This window comes from Succinivibrio sp., assembly GCF_045124615.1.
Classification (GTDB): domain Bacteria; phylum Pseudomonadota; class Gammaproteobacteria; order Enterobacterales; family Succinivibrionaceae; genus Succinivibrio; species Succinivibrio faecicola.
In genome coordinates this window covers 1-3059 of record NZ_JBGVMC010000215.1, presented here as the reverse complement: position 1 = coordinate 3059, position 3059 = coordinate 1, and the positions used below count along the sequence as shown (strand labels likewise).

At 38.4% G+C, this 3059-nt stretch carries 4 protein-coding genes; all 4 read right to left on the bottom strand.

Translation table 11 applies throughout. From position 1 onward, the window contains the following. The coding region (locus ACJML3_RS05720; RefSeq protein WP_406021402.1) for a hypothetical protein at positions 1-588 on the bottom strand (588 nt) is incomplete at its 3' end. A 74-nt stretch (positions 589-662) separates the two neighbouring features. Further along, positions 663-1181, bottom strand: coding sequence for a peptidoglycan-associated lipoprotein Pal (gene pal / locus ACJML3_RS05715; RefSeq protein WP_406021400.1), 519 nt, complete (start codon positions 1179-1181; stop codon positions 663-665). A gap of 23 nt (positions 1182-1204) precedes the next feature. Beyond that, entirely contained in the window at positions 1205-2491 is a 1287-nt protein-coding gene (gene tolB / locus ACJML3_RS05710; RefSeq protein WP_406021398.1) for a Tol-Pal system beta propeller repeat protein TolB, read from the bottom strand. A 41-nt stretch (positions 2492-2532) separates the two neighbouring features. Further along, positions 2533-3059: cell envelope integrity protein TolA (gene tolA / locus ACJML3_RS05705; protein ID WP_406021396.1), on the bottom strand; the 527-nt coding region annotated here is incomplete at its 5' end.

The window sequence follows — 3059 nt, the reverse complement described above, 5'->3', positions numbered from 1 at the left end:
TAACCAGTACCATGCATTAGGTGTTAAGGTATTGTTCTGATATTTTTCAACATAGTTTGAAAACAGCTTTGCAGACTTATCAAACTGTCCTTTATTTAAAAGTGCATAAGCTTCGTTATATAGTTTCTTTGCATTATCATCTGCCTTATCTAAACCATCAGATGATGATGTCTCGTCTTTTTGTGCTTTAGCATCAGCAATTTTTGTTGTTTCTACCTTTTTAGCAGTTGCACTTCCAACGCCTGATGTTCTTTCAAATGGAATTTCTTTTGTCTCACCATTTTCAACAAACTTAGATTGCTCTTTTGCAGTTTGTGTATCTGATGTTTCTTTGTTTTGTACTGATACTGAATTTAACTTTTCTATCTGTGCTCTTAAAGATGAATTTTCAGTCTCAAGCTGTTTTATTTTGTAGTTAAGCTCATCAATCTGACCGTCTTTTGCAGCAAGTTTATCTTCTAAATTTGATATTTGATTTTGCATATTCAGAAGACTCTTCTGCATTGCCATATCATTGTTAGTTGCAAATGACTGATTTAATGTAAATAAAAGCACTGCGGCTAGTATATTTTTTGCAATAATCTTCACTTTTACATCCTTATCAATAAAAAAAGGGGTATGAAAACAATATCCATACCCCTCATTATACAGTTTTTAACTTATTAGTAGTTTAAAACTGCACGACGATTCTTTGACCAAGCAGCCTCATTGTGACCGTCTACAGCTGGCTTCTCTTCACCATAGCTTACAATTGAAAGCTGGTTTACATCAACACCTAGATTCTGCATATAACGTGCAACACTACGAGCACGTCTCTCACCTAGTGCGATATTGTACTCAGGAGTACCACGCTCATCGGTATGACCTTCAATGATTAAACGTGCATCTGGATTGCTCTTTAGATACTGTGCATGTGACTGCATAACACCTAGATACTGATCCTGAATATTCTCAGAATTGTATGCAAAGTAAATTGTGTTGTTTTCCTTAAGCTCAGCAGGGCCGTTAAAGGTTTCCTGAGCATTTGGATCACCAACTGTTAGTGCACCATCAGCATCAAGACCAACATCAACAGCAGAACCATCCTCTACTAAAGCGGTCTGATCTGCATCTGATGAACATGCATTTAATGCGAAAACTGAAGCAACGCAAAACAGCATAGCTAGATATTTTTTAAACATATTCGTTTCCTTATTTAGATTGATTATTTACTTAACAATGGGCCCCATGCAGGAGAACTGATTTCACCTGCACTTGATGGAAGATTAGCCTTGAATCTACCATCTGATGAAACTAAAGCAAGACCTTTTCTTCCCTGATAAACTGTTGAATATATTACCATACTTCCATTTGGTGCTACACTTGGTGATTCATCAAGTGTTGAAGTTGTTAACATATAAATACTGCCATCAGCATCCACACGAGCAACTCTAAAGCCGTTTACCTGTGTGATTACTACAAGAGAGTTAGTACCAGGGATCTGCTTGGCTGACAGATTTCTTGCACCCTGATAGGTCACTCTTTCAACCTTGCCTGAAACCAGATCCTTTTTATAAATCTGAGCCTTGCCACCTCTTTCTGATGTAAAGAAAAGTGCTCTGCTGTCTGCTGACCATGTAGGCTCTGTATCTATAGCACGATTTGCTGTTACCTGAACAAATCTACCTTGTGCTAAATCAAAATAGAAGATATCAGGTTGACCGTTCTTTGATAATGTCATAGCAATCTTAGTACCGTCAGGTGACCATGAAGGAGAGCTGTTTAAACCAGAGAACTCTGCTAAGATCTTTCTTTTCTTTGTAACAATATCCTGAACAAAGATTGCTGATTTGCGCTTTTCAAAACTTACATAGGCAATTCTCTTGCCATCAGGTGACCAAGCTGGAGTCATGATAGGCTGAGTGGATTTAACTACTGCAACCTCATTGTATCCATCATAGTCGGCAGTCATAAGCTGATATGGGAACCTAGAATTTCTCTTCTGTACGATGTAGGCAATTCTTGTTCTAAAACAGCCTCTCTGACCTGTTACAGCTTCATAGATTCTGTCAGATACTCTGTGAGATGCCTGACGAATGGTTGCAAGAGATGTTTTACCGCCAAAATGAGCAAGTACCTTACCCTTGTTAGCACCCTGAAGGCCTACTAACTGGAATTCAATGTTGTAAATATTGTTGCCTACATTCTTAACAATACCGCCAACTACAAACTCAGCTGAACTTAATGCTGCCTTTTCAACATCTATTGAACCATTAACAACGCCACCTTGTGGAAGATTGTTTCTTGATAAAGGAGCAAACTTACCAGAGCGCATTAAATCAGCAGCTACAACTGATGCAACATCGAACTTTACATTAGGATCCTGAGTAAACTGGTAGACAGCAATTCTGTGACCTTCGTTGATACCACCTGTAATTTCAATTTTAAGTTCAGCATTTGCAGAGCCTATAAATGCAAGCGCTGCAAAAGCCATTATCAATCTTCTAAACATTAAAAATACACTCCTTTATTTATAATAAAACCGTTATTTCATCAAAGCTTAGGTGTCATTGATATCTTGATATTTGAACACTCAGGACATGTTGCAGGAGGTCTTGGGAACATTCCTACCTGTCTTATTGCCTCTAAAGCAGATGAACAAACCTTTTCATCACCCTGACAGCTTTGAGCTGCCACCATACCATCATTAGAAACCTTTATAGATACAACAACTCTCTTTCCGTTCATAGATGGATCAATACGCCAGTTCTGTTCAATAAGACCACGGACCTTATCACCGTAGCCGCCGTCTCCACCACCGCCGGCAGAGCCTAGTCCCTGACCTGACTTTTCATCGCCATCTTCAGTACCTAGAATATCATCCTCTAAAGATTCAGCTTCAGCCATTGCTTTCTTTTTTAAAGCCTCTGCTTTTGCCTTTGCTTGAGCTTTTCTCTTTTCTTCGAGTTTTTTCTTTTCTTCTAGCTTTTTCTTCTCCTCAAGCTTTTTCTTCTGATCTAGCTTTTTATTCTCCTCTAGCTTTTTCTTTTCTTCAAGCGTTTTCATATCTTCAATCTTTT